The organism is Aliiroseovarius sp. S1123 (assembly GCF_023015885.1).
Lineage (GTDB): Bacteria > Pseudomonadota > Alphaproteobacteria > Rhodobacterales > Rhodobacteraceae > Aliiroseovarius.
Map to the genome: position 1 here is coordinate 1 of NZ_JALKBE010000003.1, position 19,659 is coordinate 19,659.

Annotated in this window: 21 protein-coding genes and 1 tRNA gene; 7 read left to right on the forward strand and 15 right to left on the reverse strand. The window is 58.4% G+C overall.

All coding sequences use genetic code 11. From position 1 onward, the window contains the following. On the forward strand, window positions 1-257 hold a 257-nt coding region (locus tag MWU53_RS06810; protein WP_247091810.1), incomplete at its 5' end, for a hypothetical protein. 214 nt (window positions 258-471) lie between these two features. On the opposite strand, the gene msrQ is transcribed toward MWU53_RS06810, so the two are convergent. The 4 genes from msrQ to MWU53_RS06830 form a co-directional block, all read right to left on the reverse strand. Then, window positions 472-1,119: a protein-methionine-sulfoxide reductase heme-binding subunit MsrQ gene (msrQ, locus tag MWU53_RS06815; RefSeq protein WP_247091812.1), complete on the reverse strand. Its 648-nt coding sequence runs from the start codon at window positions 1,117-1,119 to the stop codon at window positions 472-474. Further along, window positions 1,110-1,319, reverse strand: a complete 210-nt coding sequence (locus tag MWU53_RS06820) for a GDCCVxC domain-containing (seleno)protein (protein WP_247091814.1) — start codon at window positions 1,317-1,319, stop codon at window positions 1,110-1,112. Before MWU53_RS06820 ends, msrQ begins: the two co-directional genes overlap by 10 nt. Continuing rightward, the gene (gene msrP, locus MWU53_RS06825; protein WP_247091816.1) at window positions 1,319-2,227 is read right to left on the reverse strand and encodes a protein-methionine-sulfoxide reductase catalytic subunit MsrP; all 909 of its coding nucleotides are present in this window, start codon (window positions 2,225-2,227) and stop codon (window positions 1,319-1,321) included. Before msrP ends, MWU53_RS06820 begins: the two co-directional genes overlap by 1 nt. A gap of 99 nt (window positions 2,228-2,326) precedes the next feature. After that, the gene (locus MWU53_RS06830) at window positions 2,327-3,817 is read right to left on the reverse strand and encodes an FMN-binding glutamate synthase family protein (protein ID WP_247091818.1); all 1,491 of its coding nucleotides are present in this window, start codon (window positions 3,815-3,817) and stop codon (window positions 2,327-2,329) included. 357 nt (window positions 3,818-4,174) lie between these two features. Between MWU53_RS06830 and MWU53_RS06835 the strand changes: the two genes are divergently transcribed. Further along, a complete protein-coding gene (locus MWU53_RS06835) occupies window positions 4,175-4,408 on the forward strand; it encodes a hypothetical protein (RefSeq protein WP_247091820.1) in 234 nt (77 codons plus the stop codon). A 92-nt stretch (window positions 4,409-4,500) separates the two neighbouring features. Here the strand turns inward: MWU53_RS06835 and MWU53_RS06840 are convergent, their stop codons facing one another. Next, window positions 4,501-5,124 carry a hypothetical protein gene (locus tag MWU53_RS06840; protein WP_247091822.1) on the reverse strand — a complete coding sequence of 208 codons (624 nt, stop codon included), beginning with the start codon at window positions 5,122-5,124 and terminating at the stop codon, window positions 4,501-4,503. Between the two features lie 284 nt (window positions 5,125-5,408). On the opposite strand from MWU53_RS06840, the gene MWU53_RS06845 reads away from it, so the two are divergent. Beyond that, complete coding sequence (locus tag MWU53_RS06845; protein ID WP_247091824.1) at window positions 5,409-5,915, forward strand: NADAR family protein; 507 nt, start codon at window positions 5,409-5,411, stop codon at window positions 5,913-5,915. A 136-nt stretch (window positions 5,916-6,051) separates the two neighbouring features. Here the strand turns inward: MWU53_RS06845 and clpB are convergent, their stop codons facing one another. Further along, complete coding sequence (clpB, locus tag MWU53_RS06850; protein WP_247091826.1) at window positions 6,052-8,667, reverse strand: ATP-dependent chaperone ClpB; 2,616 nt, start codon at window positions 8,665-8,667, stop codon at window positions 6,052-6,054. Window positions 8,668-8,844: 177 nt separating this feature from the next. Here clpB and pyrF point away from each other — a divergent pair, with 177 nt between their 5' ends. Beyond that, window positions 8,845-9,540 carry an orotidine-5'-phosphate decarboxylase gene (gene pyrF / locus MWU53_RS06855; RefSeq protein WP_247091828.1) on the forward strand — a complete coding sequence of 232 codons (696 nt, stop codon included), beginning with the start codon at window positions 8,845-8,847 and terminating at the stop codon, window positions 9,538-9,540. Window positions 9,541-9,599: 59 nt separating this feature from the next. On the opposite strand, the gene MWU53_RS06860 is transcribed toward pyrF, so the two are convergent. The 3 genes from MWU53_RS06860 to MWU53_RS06870 are packed head-to-tail and all read right to left on the reverse strand — an operon-like array spanning window position 9,600 to window position 11,249. Beyond that, a complete protein-coding gene (locus MWU53_RS06860) occupies window positions 9,600-9,869 on the reverse strand; it encodes a hypothetical protein (RefSeq protein ID WP_247091830.1) in 270 nt (89 codons plus the stop codon). Then, a complete protein-coding gene (locus tag MWU53_RS06865) occupies window positions 9,869-10,756 on the reverse strand; it encodes an SPFH domain-containing protein (protein WP_247091832.1) in 888 nt (295 codons plus the stop codon). The genes MWU53_RS06860 and MWU53_RS06865 overlap by 1 nt, the downstream gene beginning before the upstream one ends. A 58-nt stretch (window positions 10,757-10,814) precedes the next feature. Further along, the gene (locus tag MWU53_RS06870; RefSeq protein WP_247091834.1) at window positions 10,815-11,249 is read right to left on the reverse strand and encodes an NUDIX hydrolase; all 435 of its coding nucleotides are present in this window, start codon (window positions 11,247-11,249) and stop codon (window positions 10,815-10,817) included. 51 nt (window positions 11,250-11,300) lie between these two features. On the opposite strand from MWU53_RS06870, the gene MWU53_RS06875 reads away from it, so the two are divergent. Beyond that, window positions 11,301-12,554 (forward strand): DNA polymerase IV, encoded by a 1,254-nt coding sequence (locus tag MWU53_RS06875; RefSeq protein ID WP_247091836.1) that lies wholly within the window; start codon window positions 11,301-11,303, stop codon window positions 12,552-12,554. Window positions 12,555-12,557: 3 nt separating this feature from the next. Here MWU53_RS06875 and MWU53_RS06880 read toward each other — a convergent pair whose 3' ends face one another. Next, window positions 12,558-13,418 carry an N-formylglutamate amidohydrolase gene (locus MWU53_RS06880; protein ID WP_247091838.1) on the reverse strand — a complete coding sequence of 287 codons (861 nt, stop codon included), beginning with the start codon at window positions 13,416-13,418 and terminating at the stop codon, window positions 12,558-12,560. Between the two features lie 154 nt (window positions 13,419-13,572). Here MWU53_RS06880 and MWU53_RS06885 point away from each other — a divergent pair. Beyond that, window positions 13,573-13,647 (forward strand) — tRNA-Val (locus tag MWU53_RS06885). A gap of 82 nt (window positions 13,648-13,729) precedes the next feature. Further along, window positions 13,730-13,855: a type B 50S ribosomal protein L36 gene (ykgO, locus tag MWU53_RS06890; protein ID WP_005850168.1), complete on the forward strand. Its 126-nt coding sequence runs from the start codon at window positions 13,730-13,732 to the stop codon at window positions 13,853-13,855. Window positions 13,856-14,001: 146 nt separating this feature from the next. Here the strand turns inward: ykgO and MWU53_RS06895 are convergent, their stop codons facing one another. From MWU53_RS06895 to MWU53_RS06915, 5 genes are all read right to left on the reverse strand, one after another. After that, complete coding sequence (locus MWU53_RS06895; RefSeq protein ID WP_247091841.1) at window positions 14,002-15,222, reverse strand: phenylacetate--CoA ligase family protein; 1,221 nt, start codon at window positions 15,220-15,222, stop codon at window positions 14,002-14,004. Window positions 15,223-15,303: 81 nt separating this feature from the next. Then, entirely contained in the window at window positions 15,304-16,128 is an 825-nt protein-coding gene (locus MWU53_RS06900; protein ID WP_247091843.1) for an ABC transporter ATP-binding protein, read from the reverse strand. A 71-nt stretch (window positions 16,129-16,199) separates the two neighbouring features. Next, a complete protein-coding gene (locus MWU53_RS06905) occupies window positions 16,200-17,486 on the reverse strand; it encodes an ABC transporter substrate-binding protein (protein ID WP_247091845.1) in 1,287 nt (428 codons plus the stop codon). A 104-nt stretch (window positions 17,487-17,590) separates the two neighbouring features. Continuing rightward, on the reverse strand, window positions 17,591-18,667 hold the full coding sequence (locus MWU53_RS06910) for a branched-chain amino acid ABC transporter permease (protein WP_247091847.1): 1,077 nt from the start codon (window positions 18,665-18,667) through the stop codon (window positions 17,591-17,593). 3 nt (window positions 18,668-18,670) lie between these two features. Then, window positions 18,671-19,657 carry a branched-chain amino acid ABC transporter permease gene (locus tag MWU53_RS06915; protein ID WP_247091848.1) on the reverse strand — a complete coding sequence of 329 codons (987 nt, stop codon included), beginning with the start codon at window positions 19,655-19,657 and terminating at the stop codon, window positions 18,671-18,673. Between the last annotated feature and the right edge of the window lie 2 nt (window positions 19,658-19,659).

Sequence of the window (19,659 nt, forward strand, 5' to 3'; positions counted from 1 at the left end):
CGTGGATCCTAGTAAAACCAGAACCCAGAGACAAAAACCAACCAGATACGCCGCCGTTTCCTTTAGCGCGTCCCGCCGATAAGCCTCTGTATTATAACCAAACTTTGCTTCTTCCTGTGTCTCTCGACCCTGTCGTCCGCGCCGTCTGGCGTCCCGTTGTGCGCCTCAGCGCCGCCGGTGAAGTGGGTTCTAAGGTTACTGACCGACAGCCGCAAGCGCTTTTTTCAAGAAATCTGCATTTTTTTCGAAAACCCTGATTTTTTCTTTAAAAACGGTATGTTGCGCAATCTATGGCAAGAGAAAACCCATTTTTGCGCAATAATGTTTGCGTCTAAAATGCAAGTTTTCAGCCGCACTGCCAGTTATCCACAGACTCGAATGTCCGAACAGGCCGATTCAACGAAAATGCCCGGCCGATTCAGGTGAATCGCCGGGCATTTTTCCGAGTCATTTCCAGATTACGGGCAGATTCTAGGCTGGCTTCGCCGATTTCCCCCGGTGAATCGCCCGCGACCGCTGTTTTTTCCGCGAGTCGTGTACCCGCCACCCCAGCAGCGCCAGAATCACAGCCATATATATGAGCGATTCAGCCTCCCACGTCTTTCCGACCATTATATAGTGGATGCCGCCCAGCGCCGCAGTCGGATAGATCAGCTTGTGCAGCTTGCGCCACCGCGGACCCAGTTTGCGGACGGACCAGTTGTTCGAGGTGATCGCAAGGGGTGTCATCAGAATGAACGCCGCCATGCCAACCGTAATATAGGGACGCTTCAGGATGTCCTTCCAGATCTCAGACAGGATCTGCACATCCAGCACCAGCCAGACCAGCAGATGCGCCGCGACATAGAAGAAGGTCAGCACGCCGATCGCGCGACGCAGCCGGATCAGGTTCACCCCCGTAATGGCGCGCAACGGGGTAACCGCCAAACCAAGGATCAGCGCTTGCAGCCCCAGCTCTCCCAGCTCGTGTTCCAGCGCTTTGATCGGCTCGACGCCCAACCCCCCGGTCAGTCCCAGATAGAGATACCAAAACGGAAGCGTCGCGCCGAGCGTATAGACAAGCCAGACCGGAACTTTGCGCAGTCCATGATTTAGATGGTCAGCAAGTTTCACGAACAACAGCTTTCTCCGTTTTGGATGGGCGGGCACGCGACAGTCCCATAGGAACAGAACACGCAGCAATCACCGGGTTTCGGGCGCAGGACTTGGTGGCAGCCTTTGCATTCGTAAAAGAACATGCAGGCGTCGGTGGGCATTTCCTCGCGCGATTTATGTCCACAAGAAGGACAGGTCAGCTCAGAGATGCTCTCGATCTGCATCAGAAGTTCTTCGCCAGGTCCATTCCGGCATACAGCCCGGCGACCTCATTCTCATATCCATTGAACATCAGCGTCTCTTTGCGCTTGGCAAACAGCCCGCCGCCAATGGTGCGTTCGGTGGCCTGCGACCAGCGGGGGTGGCTGACTTCAGGGTTCACATTGGAATAGAAGCCGTATTCGCGCGGTTGCAGCATGTTCCACGAGGTTAGGGGCTGCTTGTCGGTCAGAGTGACACGCACGATCGACTTGATCGATTTGAAGCCATATTTCCACGGCACCACCAGACGCAGCGGCGCGCCGTTTTGTTTCGGCATGGGTTTGTCGTAGATGCCGGTGGCCATGATGGTCAGCGGGTGCATGGCTTCGTCCAGACGCAGACCTTCGCGATAGGGCCAGTCGACATTGACGGTGCGGATACCCGGCATTTCCTCTTTCCGGACGAGCGTTTCAAACGCCACATATTTCGCGCCCGACTGCACGCCTGCCAGGTCCAAGAGCTGGTTCAGTTCAAACCCGTACCACGGGATGACCATCGACCAGGCTTCAACACAGCGGAAACGATAAATGCGTTCCTCTTGGCTGACCTTCGCCAGAATGTCTTCCAGCCCATAGCTGCCGGGCTTGTCGACCATCCCGTCGATCTGCACCGACCACGGATCGATTGTCAGCTGATGGGCGTAGCGGGCGGGATCGTCCTTGCCGGTGCCGAACTCGTAGAAGTTATTGTAGCTCGAGATCTCCTCGAACGTGTTCGGCGTCGCGTCGGTCGAGTACTTCGAAGCGCCCAGCGCCGGGCCCATCGCCATCCCTGCGAACAACCCGGCAGCACCGCCCATCAACTGGCGGCGATTCATGTAGTCCGCCTTGGGCGTCACGTCCGAGTATTTCAGCACATTCTTATAGGCCATTTCGGGCACCTCGTCTTTTGATCTTATTCTGATCTAAGACGCCTCGCCCGCAAAGCCAAAGCACAATGGCTCACGTCCGCGCCAGAGGATTGTAACAATTCATTCCGCAGGCAGCTGGACCGAGGGATAAATCTCGTTCATCGGGACCGAGCGCCCACTGTCCTGCACCAGCCGCACATGACGGCGGCGCATCTGGCGTGGTTCGGCCACGCCGACGGAATGGGCGATGGTTTCGACCTCTTTCACGATGCCTTTGGCGTAACGCGCGACCTTCACGCATTTGTCTTCAGGCACCAGACCCTTCTGGAACCGGGGATCGTGGGTGGTGATGCCGGTCGGGCAGGTGTTCTTGTTACACTTCAGCGCCTGAATGCAGCCCAGCGAGAACATGAAGCCGCGCGCTGACACCACAAAGTCCGCCCCCGCGCAGATCGCCCACGCTACATCGCCGGGATTTACCAGCTTGCCCGAAGCGATGATACGGATGCGATCATGCAGCCCCCGCGCATCGCGCAGGTCCACGATCTGTGGCAAGGCCTCGCGGATTGGCATGCCAACCAGATCCATCAAGGGCATGGGCGCGGCACCGGTGCCCCCCTCCCCACCATCAATGGTGATAAAATCGGGGGCGGCATCGGCCCCGCGCGCGACGATCCGATCAAACAACTCTTCAAACGGTTCGATCGCGCCGATCACGGTTTTGAAGCCCACGGGTTTTCCAGTGACCTCTCTTATATGTGTCAGCATATCCAGCAGATCGTCCCAATCGTCGACCTCGGGGTGACGGTTTGGCGAGATCGAGGCCTCGCCCTCGCGGATCCCCCGGATCTTGGCAATCTCGGCGGACACCTTTTCGGCGGGCAGAATCCCCCCCTTACCGGGCTTCGCCCCCTGCGCCAGCTTCAACTCGAACATCTTCACTTCAGGATGGGCCGCAGCCTCGCGCAGCTTGTCGTCGGACAGGTTCCCGTCATGATCACGCACCCCATATTTTGCGGTGCCGATCTGGAACACGATATCTCCGCCACCGGTCAGGTGATAGGGCGACAAGCCCCCTTCCCCAGTGTTCATCCAGACGCCAGCCTTGGCCGAGCCAATCGACAGCGCCTCGACCGCCGGGCGGGACAAGGCACCATAGCTCATGCCGGACAGGTTGAAGATCGACTTCGCCTCAAACGGAGACCGCGCATGCGGGCCGATGATCATCGGGGCCGTTTGGGCAAATTGATTGTCCAGCGGGGGGAAGGCCGCATTCACAAAGATCGGAGTGCCAACCACGCTTAGGTTTCGCGTCGACCCAAACGCCAAGGTGTTGCCGTGCCCCGCCGCCGTATGTTCGACCCAATGACGCTGTGCCCGGTTGAACGGCAGCTCTTCCCGATCCATCGCGAAGAAATACTGCCGAAAGAACTCGCCCAGCGACGAGAACAGCGCACGAAAACGCCCGATCACCGGATAGTTCCGGCGCACCGCATCGTGGGTCTGCAGACGGTCTATTATATAAAGTATCGCGATCGCGACGAGGATGACCCCAACCGCAAAGATCAACACCTGAGCCAGAAGCTCGATTGCCCAGAACATCGACTGCATACCATTCCCTCCGTTTCGGGCCGAGTGTAGCGCAGATGCCCGGAAGGGAAAGTCACGGGCGCTGACATTTATGTGGGGGGATTCGGGGGGCAGACAAAATCCGCCGAGCCACTCATGTCGGGTTTTCTGGGCAAAGCCCCGCCGAAATACGCGCCCCACGTCGGAGAAGCTTCGCCGCCCCCGGCCCGGCCCCCTTGCATGACCCATTCCTCGCCTATGGGTAGACGCTAAACTCGCGGTGCTCTGCTGATTGCAGCCCATTTCAGCGATGGCCACTGTGCCGCCCGGTCCCCCGTGCTTCTCTGCCCCTGCGTTCATTCAGACGCAGACAGAATTCCAAAACTCACGGAGCTACATATGAAACTCGCAACTCTGACCAGCGCCATCGCCCTGACCGCCGCCACCGCCGCCTTCGCGGAAGGCTTGGATGCGAACGAGGACGGTATGGTGACGATCGAAGAAACCGTTGCCATGTATCCGGACGTCACCGCCGAGGCGTTCTCGGAGGCCGACACCAATGATGATGGCGTGCTGGACGCCGAGGAACTGGCCGCCGCGCAAGAGGCCGGCCTGATCCCCAACGAAACCTAATTACCCCACCCCACCACTCACACAAGAAAGCGCCCGCCGATGAAAGTCGGCGGGCGCAATTTGTTGGGAACCGTGTTCGGAGTTTTGTCGGATCACTGCAGATTGACGAAAATCTGCGATTCAACACCCGCTTGAAGCAGAGCCTTCGAGATTTCGTCGATCGAATTTGCGTCGGCTGAGCTGACAATGACAACATCGTTCACAACCAGCGAATACAGATCTTCTGCAGGCTGCGCGATGGGCGTCAGGTTGCCCAGATATTCAGCAGCAGCACGCCGGGACATCGGGCCCCATTTTCCGTCATAAGCAACGCCAACCGTATACTGCACGTCCATGGTCATTTCTTTGCTGACGGTGCGACCGCTATTCAGGTCAACGACGGCCTGCGTAATAACGTCTGCATCTGTGATTTTCTCAGGGATGAAAACATTCCGGCAGGTCTCGACCTCTTTGTATTTGGTGACCGTCTGCTGGCTGTTGTTATGGCCGATTGCCCCGCCGATGATCGCGCCAGCGGCCGCGCCACCGGCATCATCTGTGACGACTTTACCAATCACGCCACCAATAATCGCGCCACCGATGACTTTTTCAGGCTCTCCCCCTTTGACAGTTTCCTCGTAGGGGACAGAGCTGGTCTGGCATCTTACTTCATAAGATCCAGCGAAGGCCTGGGATGCCATCAGAACAGTCGCTGCCACCGTTGTCAGAATCTTCATAGTCTTGCTCCTTTTCTGCAAGTCGCTGCTATCTGTCATAGCATGTGCGACAGCTATTTCCGTTTGCCGTTTAGCGACGGCATTGCCATGTCGCGTATGCAAAACTGTACCCTTCCAGCTAACTCCCCCCGCGCGTGTTATACAATAGCAGAGCGGATTTCTTTGGGGGCAAGCTTTTAAGGACACCCAGATCGTTGCTCGTCGAAACAAACCCGATTCAATCTAGCTTTCCGATAAGACATACACACTAGTGAATTATTTGTAGAAGCTCTAAGTATCTCAGTATGGATTCAACAAACGGCAAGTTTCATTTCTACTGGTCTGGACCTTTTAGCCAGTGGCAGCGTTCCGAATTTGAGTTGGACGGTTGCCAATTCGTTACAGCTGAACAAGCTATGATGTACTTTAAGGCCGTCCTATTTAAAGACGCGGAAACTGCAGAACTGATCCTAGAGGCTGCTGACCCCGGACGACAAAAAGCATTGGGGCGACGCGTTCGGAATTTCAGCGATTCCGTTTGGGACGCAAACAAGTGCGATATAGCGTATCGAATTAATCTAGAGAAATTCCGACAGAACAAAGGGCTTCGACGAAAGCTGTTCCAAACGGGTGAACGCAAGCTCGTCGAAGCCAGTCCTGTTGATACCATTTGGGGTATCGGCCTCGAAGCTTCCGTCGCCGATGTGACTCCAGAGGCACTTTGGCCAGGCCAAAACCTTCTGGGGGAAACACTCACCAAGGTTCGAGATGATTTGCGGGCACTTTTTCCTGCTGAGATCGTCCAAGTTTAGTAGATAGCTAGCCCACATGATCGAACAACAAATGTATGGTTTATGCTGAACCTTGTGCCGGAACACTGGTCACCTTGGACACACATCTTCCTACAAAAAAGAGCCCGCCGGAAAGCGGGCTCTTTCTGTTTTTGGGTTAATGAACCACCGCGTCCTCGGGCGGTTGCCGGTTCGAGCTGGACACCCGATCCCCGACCAACAGCCCGTCGGCGCCGGCGCTGACGGTGATCGTGTCGCCGTCCATCACGTCGCCAGCCAGCAACATCTCGGCCAACTGGTTCTGCAACGCGCGTTGGATGACGCGCTTCAAGGGGCGGGCACCAAAGACAGGGTCATAGCCCTCGTCCGCCAACCACTTTTTCGCAGCCGCATCCAGATCCAGCGCGATATTGCGGCGGCCCAGACGTTTGGTCAGGCGGCCCAGCTGGATATCGACGATGCCATCCATATCCTCACGGCTCAGGCGATCGAAAATGATCGTCTCGTCCAGACGGTTCAGGAACTCGGGGCGGAAATGCGCCCGCACCGCGTCCATCACATCCCGCTTCGCGTCCGAGGCATCGGCCCCATCCGGCAGCTGACTTAGCGCCTGCGCGCCAAGGTTCGACGTCAGGATGATCAGCGTCTGCTTGAAGTCCACGGTCCGCCCCTGCCCGTCGGTCAGGACCCCGTCGTCCAAGACCTGCAGAAGCACGTTGAACACGTCCGGGTGCGCTTTCTCGACCTCGTCGAACAGCACGACCTGATAGGGCCGACGCCGCACGGCTTCGGTCAGCACACCGCCTTCGTCATAACCGACATAGCCCGGAGGCGCGCCGATCAGACGGGCGACCGCGTGTTTCTCCATGAACTCGGACATATCAACGCGTACCATCGCGCTGTCATCGTCGAACAGGAAGTCTGCCACGGCCTTGGTCAGCTCGGTCTTACCCACGCCGGTCGGGCCGAGGAACAGGAAGCTGCCCAGCGGGCGGTTCTCGTCATTCAGACCGGCACGCGCGCGGCGCACAGCGTTGGACAGAGCGGTCACAGCCGACGTTTGACCAATCACACGACGCCCAAGCTCTTCTTCCATACGCAGAAGCTTCTCGCGTTCGCCTTCCAGCATTTTCGAGGTTGGAATGCCTGTCCAGCGTTCGACCACGGATGCGATCTGCTCGGGACGCACGGCTTCCTCGACCATCATCTCGGCCTCAGCGCCTTCAGCTTCTTCCAGCTTCTTTTCCAGACCCGGAATAACGCCGTAAGACAGCTCGCCAGCTTTCGCCAGATTGCCTTCACGCTTGGCAACATCCAGTTCAGCACGGGCGCGGTCCAGCTGTTCCTTCAGCTCGCGCGCGCCTTCCAGCTTATCACGTTCCGACTGCCACTTGGCGGTCAGGCTTGCCGATTTCTCGTTCAGGTCCGACAGCTCGGCTTCGAGCTTTTCAAGCCGGTCTTTCGACGCTTTGTCATCTTCCACGCGCAGCGCTTCAGCCTCGATCTGCATTTGCAGGATCTGACGGTCGAGCGCGTCCAGCTCCTCGGGTTTCGAATCGACTTCCATCCGCAGACGGCTGGCCGCTTCGTCCACAAGGTCGATGGCCTTGTCCGGCAGGAAACGGTCGGTGATATAGCGATGCGACAAGGTCGACGCGGCCACCAAAGCGCTGTCCGAGATCCGCACCCCGTGGTGCAGCTCGTACTTCTCCTTGATGCCTCGCAGGATCGAGATTGTGTCTTCCACCGTCGGCTCTTCGACCATCACCGGCTGGAAGCGACGGGCCAGTGCCGCGTCTTTTTCCACATACTTGCGGTACTCATCCAGCGTGGTGGCACCGACGCAGTGCAGCTCGCCACGGGCCAGCGCAGGTTTGATCAGGTTAGCCGCGTCCATCGCGCCATCCGACTTCCCGGCACCCACAAGCGTGTGCATTTCGTCGATGAACAGGATGATCTCTCCAGCCGCGTCGGTGACTTCGTTCAGAACCGCCTTCAGACGCTCTTCGAACTCGCCACGATATTTCGCGCCAGCGATCAAAGCCCCCATGTCCAAAGCCATCAGCTTTTTGTTGCGCAGGCTTTCAGGCACGTCGCCGTTGATGATGCGCAGGGCCAAGCCTTCCGCAATCGCGGTCTTACCCACGCCGGGCTCACCGATCAGAACCGGGTTGTTTTTGGTACGACGCGACAGAACCTGCATCGTGCGGCGAATTTCTTCGTCACGTCCAATGATCGGGTCAATCTTGCCCTCTGCCGCAGCAACAGTCAGATCGCGTGCGTATTTCGACAGCGCTTCATAGCTATCTTCGGCGCTGGCACTATCGGCCGTGCGCCCCTGACGGATCTGATTGATCGCCGCGTTCAGCTTCATGGCATCCACAGCGCCCGCGTCCAGCGCTTCGCGCGCACCTGATTTCACCACGGCCAAAGCCGTCAGCAGGCGTTCCACGGGCACAAAGCTGTCGCCAGCCTTTTTGGCCAGCTTCTGCGCCTCATCAATCACGCTGGCCGTCTTGTTATCCATATAGACCTGAGCGCCATCGCCCGTCACTTTGGACAGCTTGCCCATGGCCGCGTCAACAGCCGCGCGCACGCGATCCGGCGCGCCGCCTGCTTTGGTGATCAGGTTGGCGCTCATACCCTCTTCATCATCCATGAGGGCTTTCAGCAAATGTTCGGGAACCAGTCTCTGGTGGTTTTCGCGCATGGCGATGGTCTGTGCAGCCTGAATGAAGCCGCGTGACCGTTCAGTGAACTTCGACAAATCCATGTCACTCTCCTTTTCAAGCGCCCTATTCGCAGATGCCCGCTCTTGCAGCACATCTTATTGGGCCTCGGGATTAATTTGGGGTTTTCGGGGGGATATTCAAGGCAACCAAGCGCTACAGATTTGCGTTTTTCGTCGCATGGGCGTAGGAACTCGCGAACCGGAACGGAGACCCCAGACATGACCGATGATCGTTTGATTGTAGCCCTCGATGTGCCTAACGCGCTGGCAGGGTTGAAACTGGCCGAAACACTTGGCGACGCCGTGAATTTCTACAAGATCGGGCTGGGGATGCTGACCGGCGGCGGGCTGGCCTTGGCGAACGAACTTAAAGACGAGTTCGGCAAGAAGATCTTTCTGGACATGAAACTGTTCGACATCGGCAACACGGTCGAGGCCGCTGTGCGTGGTCTGGCCCAGTTCGATCTGGATTTCCTGACCGTCCACGGCGACCCGCATGTGGTGCGCGCGGCGGCAGAAGGCAAAGGTGGCAAGGATATGAAGATCCTGGCCGTGACCATTTTGACCTCGCTGGATCGTTCGGATCTGGATGCGGGCCTGATCAAGCCCGGTAACGTGCAGGATCTGGTGCTGGAACGCGCCGCACGCGCGATGGAGGCGGGTGCTGACGGCGTCATCGCCTCGCCGCAAGAGGCCGCGCTGATCCGCGCCCTGCCCGAGGCAAAAGGCAAACTGATCGTGACCCCCGGCGTACGCCCGGCAGGCGCCGCGTTGGGCGACCAGAAACGCGTGGCCACACCTGCGCAAGCCATCAAGGACGGGGCCGATCACATCGTGGTGGGCCGCCCGATCCGAAACGCCCCCGACCCCCGCGCCGCAGCACAAGCGGTGCTGGCGGAACTGGCAGCAATCTAAAAGCAAAACACCCCGCTCGGATCAGAGCGGGGTGTTTTCGTTTCGAAAGTGGTCGGGCCTTACAGCTCGTTGATGTCAGTGTCCCATTTCTTGGTCTGCCCCTTACGCACCCCGAAGGCCATGCGAAGGACCAGCCAAGACGCAAGCGACACTGCGCCGAAGATCACCAGCAGGATTGGCAGGCTAAGACTTGCGCCGAGCGCCAAAAGCACCCCAACCGCCGTTGCGCCAATCGCGAAGCCAAGGAAGATATAGCCCGGCGCGAGGATTTCGAGGATGACTAGCGCGATCGCCCCACCGATCCACGCCCACCAGACGGACCAAAGCATCACGCTTTTCCTTTCAACAATTTGAAGGCATCGCCAAAGGCATCCAGCGCGTGGGCGGGCAGGATAATGGTTTGCTTGCCTTCACCTGCACCCACAGCGGTCAAAGCTTCGACCTGCTTCAGGGCAACCTGATACTGTGCGGCTTCGATGCCGTTTTCTTTGATCGCCTTGGCCACGACTTCAGTCGCATAGGCTTCGGCGTCAGCGGACACACGGCGCGCCTCGGCAGCCTTTTGAGCGGCGTAAAGCTCGGCGTCGGCCTGAAGCTCGACCGCGCGACGGGTGCCTTCCGCTTCGGTCACTTGCGCACGACGGGCGCGTTCGGCGTTCAGCTGCTGCAACATCGCTTCGCGGGTTGCCGCATCTAGGTTCACGTCCAAGATCTCGGCACGGGTCACTTCGATACCCCAGTCATCCACGGCATCGGCGACCTGCTGCTTGATCTGCGAGATCAGCTGCTGACGGTTGGACTGAACTTCGTCCAGCTCCATCTCGCCGATGCCGGCACGCACGATACCAGCAACAGTCGTCGCAATTGCGGCGTCCACGTCGCGGATTCGATACACTGTCTTTTCCGGCTCAAGAATGCGGTAGAACACACTGGTTTCCACCTGCACCAACACGTTGTCCGACGTGATCGCATCTTGACTGGCGGTCGGAAGCTGGCGTTCGAGGATCGACACCTTGTGGCGCACGCGATCCAGAAACGGCACGATAAAGTTGATGCCCGGCCCAAGGACCGACTGCAAACGGCCGAAACGCTCGACCACATATTTTTCACTTTGCGGGACGATCTTTACGCCCCGAAGAACTGTTAAAATCAGAAATGCGGCCAGCAAAAGCAAAACAATGTTGCCGCCGCCAATGCCGATAATAATTTCATCCATCAAGATGGCCTTTCACTGTCCACGTTTGGTTGATAGATGGGGATGAAATGCCCGAATTTCAACTGTTAATGCGCGAGATCGCGTCCAAACCGGCCTGAACGCGCGGCTTGAAATGGGCAATAGATTGCGGGTCTGACAACCAGTCTTCAGGGGCCATCACGCGCCAGCATTGGCCTTCGCTTCCAAGCGCAACCTGCGCCGCCGCTTCCTTGGGCATTTCCGCGCCGAACCACCACGAAAAGGTGCCCGGAACATGGGGGCTTTCAAAACGCTGCCTCCAGATCAGTTGATCCGGCGCGATCACCAAAGAAAGCTCCTCACGCGTCTCGCGCAGCACACAGTCTTCGGGTGTTTCCCCCGGCTCGGACCCACCGCCGGGCATGTCCCACATATTTGGGTAGGGGATATCCTGCCGATCATCCCGCAAGATGGTCACAAGCTGCCCGCCGATCAGCAGAACCAGTTTCGCGCCGATGAAGTCGTCTTGGGTCATAGCCTCAGACTAGGCCTGTTCCCCACCCGCCGCATCCGCTAATTTCGCGCCATGCCGTCCTTATGCCGCAAATGCCTGACCCAGTTCGATACGGGCCGTCGCTGCCCGTCCTGCAACAGCCCCCGCGTGCTGTCGCATCCGGAACTGTTTGATCTGTCGATTGCGCATATGGATTGCGACGCCTTCTATGCCTCGGTCGAAAAACGCGACAATCCCGCGCTTGCGGACAAACCGGTGATCATCGGCGGCGGCAAGCGTGGCGTTGTGTCCACGGCCTGCTATGTCGCGCGCATTCGCGGCGTGCGATCCGCGATGCCAATGTTTCAAGCGCTGAAGCTGTGCCCGGACGCGGTGGTGATCCGCCCGCGCGGCAGTCACTATGCCGCCGTGTCCAAGCAAATCCGCGCGATGATGGACGAGTTGACCCCCGCGATCGAGCCCCTGTCGTTGGACGAAGCCTTTCTGGACATGACCGGAACCGCCGGGCTGCATGGCGTGCCGCCTGCAGTGATGCTCGCACGGTTGGTCAACCGGATGGAGGACGAGTTGGGCCTGACCGGCTCCATCGGCCTCAGCCACAACAAGTTTCTGGCCAAGGTCGCGTCCGATCTGGACAAACCGCGCGGGTTTTCGGTGATTGGCAAGGCCGAGACGATGAGTTTCCTGCGCGACAAACCCGTGGGCCTGATTTGGGGCGTGGGGGGCGTCAGTCAGGCGCAACTGGACAAGGCGGGCGTCCACACGTTCGAGGATCTGTTGCGGTGGGACAAAGAAGATCTGGTGGCCCGTTTCGGCGGCATGGGCGAACGTCTATGGCATCTGGCGCGCGGTCAGGACAAGCGGCGCGTGACCGCCAATGCGCCGATCAAGTCGATCTCGAACGAAACCACGTTTTTCGAAGACACCGCCAACCCCGACCTGCTGGACGGCCACCTGTGGCGTCTGGCCGAGAATGTCTCGGACCGGGCAAAGGCGCGCGACATGGCGGGGCAGGTTGTGACACTAAAGCTGAAACGTGCCGACTTCCGCGCGCTGAGCCGCCAAAGCAATCTGGGCGACATGACCCAAAGCGCCGACCGAATCTATCGCACCGCCCGGGCGTTGCTGGACACAGTTCTGGACAAGGGACCATTTCGCCTGATCGGGGTCGGGATCAGCCATATCGGCCCCGCAACTCAGACCGACATGACGCAAGACTTGCTGGACCCCAACGCCGAGCAGCGACGTCAGGCGGAAAAAGCAACAGACACCATCCGCGCGCGGTTCGGGAAAGATGCGATCAAAAAGGGGCGCGGACTGCGCTGAGGGCTATTCGGCCGCCAACGCCGTGTCCTGCCGCCCAATGTTCGCAATCCGTGCGATGACCGTGCGCAGACGGCTCTGCACCTCGGTAAAGCGATAGTTCGGCGTGATCGACGCCTCGTCCATATAAAGCGAGCGGTCGATCTCGATCTGGATTACGTGGCGCCCGGCCTGAGGGCGGCCATAATGCTGCACCATGAAGGCGCCCGCAAAAGGCATGTTGCGCGCAGTGCGGAAGCCCGCATCCTGAAACGCGGTCTCGACTGCATCGACGATCTCGGACCCTGCTGATGCCCCGAATCTGTCGCCCAGAACGATCTCGGGCATTTCCGAAGCATTGCGGCGTATACTGGCCAGGGCCTCGTGCGGCATGGAATGACAATCCAGCAAGATCGACTGCCCATAGCGTGACACGTTGGTATCCATCAGCTGCCGCAATGCATTGTGATAGGGATGCCAATGGGCGTCCAGACGCTTCTGCGCTGCCCCAAGGGTCATCTTCCCGCGATAGATCGCACGACCGCCAGCAACGACACGGGGAATCACCCCAAGCCCAGACGAAATACGTGGGTTCAACGTCGACCGACGCAGCCCTGAAATCAGCGCTGGGTCCAGCTCGTCTGCGCCGCGATTCAGATCCACATAAGCGCGGGGCGTATTGGCACACAAAAACGGGGCACCGCATTCCGTCGCAAAGGCATAAAGCCTGTCGACATAGGCATCTTCCGAAGACCTGATGCTGCGTTCGTCGAGGATGGTTTGGTTCAGAAACACCTGATCATAGTGCGCCCCACTATGCGGCGACGCGAAAACGACGCTCGTGTCCTCGAACCGTGGACGATACAACGAAAATGTCTGCTCGTGCATCTTTGCCTCCTAACCTCTTTATAAAGTAAAAAACTCTTGCCAAAAGCCCTTGCGCGCAGCCCCGACTCCTTTTATAGCAACGCGAACCGGCGCGGGGTTTCCCGCGTCTCATCGTTTGGATCGGCCTGAAAAGGTTGTTTCGACACAGAATTTCGGGCGATTAGCTCAGCGGTAGAGCACTTCGTTGACATCGAAGGGGTCACTGGTTCGATCCCAGTATCGCCCACCATGAACCGCCAGATGACCGAAAGGTCAGAAGGTATAACTGAAGCCTAGGCGCAACCGCAGCGCCGCGTAGAAGGAGATCGACCATGAAAGTTCGCAACTCGCTCCGCTCGCTGAAAAACCGTCACCGCGATTGCCGCGTCGTGCGCCGTAAAGGCCGCGTATACGTGATCAACAAGACGCAGCGCCGGTTCAAAGCCCGTCAGGGCTAATCGCTTCAGCAGCGTTACAGAAAAAGCCGCCCAATGGGCGGCTTTTTTGTGTTTGAGGTCTGGAATGTCGCGACTCCAGCTGTGATTACAAACGCGGAAAGGGCCGGGTTGCCCCAGCCCCATCCGGGAGGAAACTGTAAATAGCCTCAGTCGTAGACGCGCTGGTCGTCGATGACGATACCGTCATTCGGCAGGCTGCCCGGCGCGACCAGTTCGATCTTACCCTTCAGCTTCAGCGTATCCGCCACAGACTTGGCAAAGGCATCGGCATCGCCACCGCTGGCCTCGACCTGAACGGTCATCGCGTCCATCTCGCCTTCACGCGTTGCGATGACGCGGGCCTTGGCGATCTCGGCGTGTTTGGCGACGAAATCGGCGACCTGTTCGGGACGGACAAACATACCCTTGATCTTGGCTGTCTGGTCCGCACGGCCCATCCAGCCCTTGATCCGCATGTTGGTGCGGCCACAGGGGCTGACGCCCGGTAGTACAGCGGACAAATCGCCAGTTGCGAAACGGATCAACGGATAGTCGGGGTTCAGCGTGGTCACGACAACTTCGCCCACCTCGCCCGGAGCAACGGGATCGCCAGTGCCGGGGCGGACGATCTCGACGATCACGCCTTCATCCACGATCATGCCTTCCATGGCGTTGCTTTCGTATGCAATGTTGCCCAAGTCGGCAGTCGCATAGCTTTGCAGGCAGGTGATGCCACGATCAGCGTATTCCTGACGCAGGCTGGGGAACAACGCACCGCCACCTACGGCAGCCTTGGTGATTTTCAGTTGCACGCCATCTGCATCCGCACGATCCAGAATGATCTTCAGATAGTCGGGCGTCCCGGCATAAGCCGTGGTGCCGATATCGGCAGCAGCACGGACCTGAAGCTCAGTCTGGCCAACGCCAGCGGGCACAACGGCCGCACCAACAGCGCGGGCGCCGTTTTCAAAGATCATGCCGGCAGGCGTCAGGTGATACCCAAAGCAGTTCTGCACGATATCGCCCTTGCCGATACCACATGCGTTCAGGAAGCGACCCATGCGCCACCAATCATGGCCAACCCCACCGGGTTCATAGATCGGACCGGGGCTTTGGAAGATATGTGCGAACTCGTGAGTCGGCAGACCACCGAACCCGCCCAGAGGGCCGTCAGCCGCCTGCGCTTTGCCAATCTCGGACTTACGCAGAACCGGCAGCTTCGCCAGAGCCTCGGTCGAGGTAACGCCTGCCGCATCGACATCCGCCAGAAGGCTGGCATAGCCAGACAGGGCCTTGGCGCGTGCGATCTGCTCGGGCAGGGTCGCGGCCAGACCAGCGGCGCGTTCATCTTCCGAACGGGTCTCGAGCGCATCAAAATAGTTGGACATGGGCAGAACCTCTGTCTGCGCCGACCGGGATCGGCGTTAAATCATGATAAAGTTGGGTCGCCTTGGGGGCGGCGGGCCTGATTAGGCCAGCCAACGCTTACGGCGGCGATACGAGCGCACGTCGCGGAAGCTCTTACGACCTTCATCCGACATACCCAGGTAGAATTCCTTAACGTCCGGGTTTTCGCGTAGTTCGGCAGCGGGGCCGTCCATCACGATGCGGCCATTTTCCAGAATGTAACCATAGTGGGAATATTTCAGCGCCACGTTGGTGTTCTGTTCGGCCAACAGGAACGTGGTGCCCTGCTCTTCATTCAGACGCTTCACGATCTGGAAGATCTGTTCCACCAGCTGCGGAGCCAGACCCATCGAGGGTTCGTCCAGCAGGATCATCTCGGGGCGCGACATCATTGCCCGACCCATGGCGACCATCTGCTGCTCACCACCCGAGGTATAGCCAGCCTGCGATTTGCGACGCTCGGCCAGGCGTGGGAAGTACTCATAGACCATTTCCAGGTCTTTCGCGACTGCGGCGCGGCCATCTGTGCGGGTGTAGGCACCGGTCAGCAGGTTCTCTTCCACGGTGAGGTGTTCAAAGCAGTGACGGCCTTCCATCACCTGAATAACACCGCGTTTCACCAGAGCGGCCGGGTTCAGTTCGGCGATGTTTTCGCCCATGTGGTCAATCGTGCCCTTGGTCACTTCGCCGCGCTCTGCCTGAAGCAGGTTCGAAATGGCCTTAAGGGTCGTCGTTTTCCCTGCACCGTTACCACCAAGAAGCGCAGTGATGCCGCCCTTGGGAACAGACAGGCTTACGCCTTTCAGCACGAGGATCACGTGATTGTAGATGACCTCGATATTGTTGACCTCAAGCAGGGTCTCTTCGGTCTTAACAGTGTCCAGCATATCAGGTCGTCCTGTTCGTAATCGTTTCTAGGGGTCGTCCGGGCCCGAAGGCCCGAACGCGTTCCGGTGTATTAGTTACACTGCGGATCGATTTTGTTTTCAGCAGCATAAGCAGCCGAGTCAGCGTCGATCAGCGGCTGGATCACATCCATGTCCGATCCCGAGAAGTCGGTGATCAGCGACCACTTGCCGGCAGCACCATCCCACTGCTGGATCGCAATCGCGCCCGGGCCACCGTGGTTCGCACAGCTTACTTTGAACTCAGGACCAAAGCCTTCCATGCCCAGTTCGGCCATACGTGCGTTGGTGATTTCCAGCTGTTCCAGACCATCACGCATCTGAGCCGAGGTGATGTCTGCTACACCGTGGATTTCCTGCGCATTCTTCGCAGCTTCAGCCAGCATCATCGCGGCGTAAACACCACGGTTGTAGATAACAGTACCAACGTTGGAACCGTCGCCAGCTGCTTTACCAGCGTCTACAACGTATTTCTGCAGGTCGCCGAAGACCGGATAGTCCGAACCAACACCGTGGAAGGTCATCGCCTTATAGCCGGTGGCCTTTTCGCCAGCAGGCTTCACGTCATGTTCAGCACCCGACCACCATACGCCGATGAACTGGTCCATCGGGTAACGGATGTTCGCGGCTTCCTGAATGGCAACCTGGTTCATCACGCCCCAGCCCCAGAACAGAACGTAGTCGGGCTTTTCACGACGGATCTGCAGCCACTGAGCTTTCTGCTCTTGACCCGGATAGTCGATCGGAATGGTGGTCAGGTCGTAGCCGTGCTTTTCGCCCAGTTTGGTCAGGGTCGGGATCGGCTCTTTACCGTATGCGCCGTTGAAGTGCAGCAGAACGATCTTCTTGCCCTTCAGGTCGCCGCCGTTCAGGTCCAGAACGTGGTTGATCGCAGCCGAAGCACCGTTCCAGTAGTTGGCCGGGAAGTTGAACACATGGCTGAACACGTCGCCGTTTGCAGCCGAGGTACGGCCGTAACCGGGGGTGTAGAGCGGGATGTCATCAGCAGTCGCTTTGGGGATCAGCTGATAGGTGATACCGGTCGACAGCGGGTTATAGGCCAGAGCGCCCATGCCTTTGGTCGATTCGTAGCATTCCACACCCTTCTCGGTGTTGTATGCGGTTTCACATTCAGGAACCTGAACAGCTACACCACCGATGCCGCCGTCACGTTCGTTCAGCAGGGTCATGTAGTCGGCGAAACCGTCAGCGTAAGGAATACCGCCTGCGGCGAAGGGGCCAGTCCGGTAGCTGAGCGACGGGAATACCAGATCCGCCATTACCGGTGAGGCCACCATGAGTGCGGCTACTGATGCCGCGGCAACACGTTTAAAAGTCATTTGCTTCCTCCCTAGATTAGCAAAATAGTGTGCCCTTTTTGGGCAACGCTTCGTTTGGACACCCGACCCTCCTCTTGGCCGGATGTCCGGATCTTTTTCCCCGCTTAGTGCGGGAAGGGCCACAGGCGCAGCTTCTCTTTCGTGAGACGCCACAGTTGGGCCAAACCATGGGGTTCGAGGATCAGGAAGATCACGATCAAACCACCAACGATGATGAATTCGAGCTCGGCAGCGATCTCTGTGGGCCAGCCCATAGTACCGACCAGAACGTTCTTCAGAAGGACCGGCATCAGGACCATGAAGGCCGCACCAGCAAAGGATCCGAAGATCGAGCCAAGGCCGCCGATGATGACCATGAAGAGCACCAGGAACGACTTGGTGATACCGAAGCTTTCACCAGCTTCTGCAGCGCCCAGATAGACGGCGAAGAACAGAGCGCCGGCAATACCCACGAAGAAGGACGAGACAGCGAAGGCAGACATCTTGGCCATCAGCGGGTTCACCCCGATGATCTCGGCTGCGATGTCCATGTCGCGGATGCCCATCCATTTACGGCCAGTCATGCCGCGTGTCAGGTTGCGTGCAACCCAGGCAACACCCACCAGGAACACCAGGCAGATCATGTATTTCGCCCAGGCTTCGGTGTTGGGGCCAGTTACGATGATGCCGAACACGGTACGCTCAGGGGCGTTGATCTGACCCGAGGCCGAGTAGTTGTAGAACCACGCCACCTTGTTGAACAGCCACACCAGAAAGAACTGAGCGGCAAGGGTCGCAACCGCAAGGTAGAACCCTTTGATGCGCAGCGACGGCAGACCGAAGGCAACCCCAACGGCGGCGGTGATACCGCCTGCGATCAGCACGTGGAACACGATGTTGATATCCGGGAAGGCCACCATCAGCTTGTAGCAAGCGTAAGCCCCTACAGCCATGAAGCCACCCGTACCCAGCGATACCTGACCAGCATAGCCCGTCAGAATGTTCAGCCCCAGCGCCGCAATGGCGTAGATGAAGAACGGAGCAAAGATCGAGTTCACCCAGTAATCGTTCACAAAGAACGGGATCACACAGAAGGCGACGAACAGGACGATCCAATATCCAGCCCGATCAAGGCGGATCGGAAAGGTCTGGTTGTCGTCGCGGTAGGACGTTTTGAAATCACCAGCTTCGCGGTAAAACATTGATCAGACCCTTTCGATGATTTTCTCACCAAACAGCCCCTGCGGGCGGAAGATGAGGAAGACAAGTGCCAGCACATAGGCGAACCAGGCTTGGGTTGCGCCGCCCACAAGGGGACCGATGGCAAATTCGAACAGCTGCTCGCCCACACCGATGATCAGACCGCCGATGATGGCGCCCGGGATCGAGGTGAAGCCACCCAGCATCAGAACCGGAAGTGCTTTCAGTGCAACTTCAGCCAGCGAGATCTGTACGCCCGATTTCGAGCCCCACATGATCCCGGCGACAAGGGCTACAAAGCCAGCAATCGACCAGACCAGAACCCAGATGAAGCGCAGCGAGATACCGACCGACAGAGCTGCCGAGTGGTCATCCGCCACAGCCCGCAGGGCGCGGCCTTGCTTGGTGTATTGCGAGAACAGAACCAGCGCGGCCACCAGAAGGGCAGCAACGATGGCTGCAACGATATCGAGGTTGTCGATAAAGAAGCCATAGCCGAACCAGTTATAGGTGGTCGTATCAATCGTTTCGTTGATACCTTGCGCCAGACCCACGTCCAGCTTCATCACTTCCGAACCCCACATCAGCGGTGCGAAACCGTGCATGAAGTACCACATACCGATCGTGGCCATGAACAGGATGATGTCAGGCTGACCGATCAGGTGCTGAAGGATGTATTTTTCGATGATCCAAGCGACAAGCACCATTGCAGCGCCTGCCACGATAATCGCCAGAATCGTCGGCACGGTCCATCCGAAGTGGTGGATTTTGGTGCCGAAAATCGTGTTGATCAGGTGCGCGAAGGGGATTTGCCCCGTCTGAACACCCACCAGGGTCATAGCGGCGAACACCACCAGCATACCCTGAGCAAAGTTAAAGATGCCGGATGCCTTGAAGATCAAGACAAAGCCCAGCGCGACGAGTGCGTAAAGTACCCCGGCCATCAGGCCGTTCAGGGTGACTTCCATCGCAAAGAGTAGTTGTTCAGGCATAG